This is a genomic window from Ensifer sp. ENS07, from assembly GCF_014852185.1.
GTDB classification, from domain to species: domain Bacteria; phylum Pseudomonadota; class Alphaproteobacteria; order Rhizobiales; family Rhizobiaceae; genus Ensifer; species Ensifer adhaerens.
On sequence record NZ_JACVBE010000048.1, the window covers coordinates 1 to 1,469 of the forward strand.

The window sequence follows — 1,469 nt, forward strand, 5'->3', positions numbered from 1 at the left end:
AAGGAGGTGGCATGAAAGAGACCGCGTCCGCTGAGAGAACGGATCACTGAGATGGCGATGATGATTGAGGGACAGCCACGCTTCCGGCCTTTCGGCTTATCCTGTTGGGGTTTTGGAGATCTCAACACGGGAGTTGGAAGCATGACTGCGTCCTATGATTACCATATCGGCGTTGATTACCACAAATCCTATAGCCATCTGGTGGTGCAGGACAGCAGCGGCAAGACGCTGCGCTCCGGCCGGGTGAAGAACGATCGCCAGTCGCTCGGCGGGTTTCTCGAGCGGTACCGCGAAAACAGCCATGCGGTTGTCGAGGCGACGCGCAACTGGATGGTTATCTACGACTGGCTCGACGACATTTGTGATGATGTCGTTCTCGCCCACCCGTTGAAGGTCAAGGCGATCGCCGACGCCAAGATCAAGACCGACAAGATCGATGCGACCGTGCTGGCGCATTTGCTGCGCGCCGACCTGGTGCCGGAAGCCTGGGCGCCAAGCGAGCGGTCGCGGGACCTGCGTGTCGCCCTGCGGGAGCGGATGTTCTACGTGCGGCTGCGCACGATGACGAAGAACCGCATCGTCACGGTGTTTGATCGCTATCCGGAGCAGACGGCGCAACTGAAGACGCTCGGCGATCTGTTTGGTAAGGCCGGCCGCATTCAGCTTTCGCAGGTCAACGTCTCTGAGATCGACCGCATCCAGATCGACCGTGGCCTCGCTTTCATTGGCGACATCGATGAGCGGATCAAGCAGTCGGAAGCGACGATCCGGGCGATGACCAAGGCCAATCCCAACGTGAGGCTGTTGAAGACGATCCCCGGCATCGGCGAGTTCTTCGCCCGTCTGATCGACGCGGAGATCGATGACATAGCGCGGTTCCGCAACCCGAAGAAGCTGGCCGCCTATGCCGGGCTGGTGCCCTCGACCTATTCGAGCGGCGGCAAGACCTATCACGGCAAGATCATCAAGCAGGGCAACAAGTGGCTGCGCTGGGCTTTTGTCGAAGCGGTCACCCCGGCGATCGCCAGCGATCCACAGCTTCGCGCCCAATATGAGCACCTGAAGATCAGAGGAACCAACAAGGCGCGTGTGGCGATGGCGCGCAAGCTTTTGACGATCGCCTTCCAGATCCTGCGCGACCAGCGCGCTTACGAGCCGCGCGGCGAAAGCATCATCACGGAAGGCGCGTCAATGAAATCCCGACTGTCCTGATGACTTTCTAGCGAGCCTAGCAGTGCCGGGCTGCGCTCCTCAAGGAGAATGGGAAGCCGGGAGCCGAACGCCACTCTGTGACCGAAGCCAAGGCATCAGGTCACGCATTGGAGAATGGTTCAGAACCGAAGGACGGCCCTGTCCAGCGGAACGAAGACCATTGAGCCGATCGGCAAAAAGGCCGGTCAGAACAAAACCGAACCCAAGGAAAGCCGCCAACTCAAGGCGTTCTGCCCCTTGCGTTCTTTCATTGGAGA

Annotated in this window: 1 protein-coding gene; it reads left to right on the forward strand. The window is 59.7% G+C overall.

The genetic code is table 11. The features are described 5' to 3' along the window. The first annotated feature begins 141 nt into the window (after window positions 1-141). Complete coding sequence (locus tag IB277_RS37535; protein ID WP_192373398.1) at window positions 142-1,212, forward strand: IS110 family transposase; 1,071 nt, start codon at window positions 142-144, stop codon at window positions 1,210-1,212. Window positions 1,213-1,469 lie beyond the last annotated feature (257 nt).

Excerpts from the sequence above, each read along its gene's own strand:
- IB277_RS37535 (WP_192373398.1), top strand. The coding sequence starts at position 142 with ATGACTGCGTCCTATGATTACCATATCGGCGTTGATTACCACAAATCC.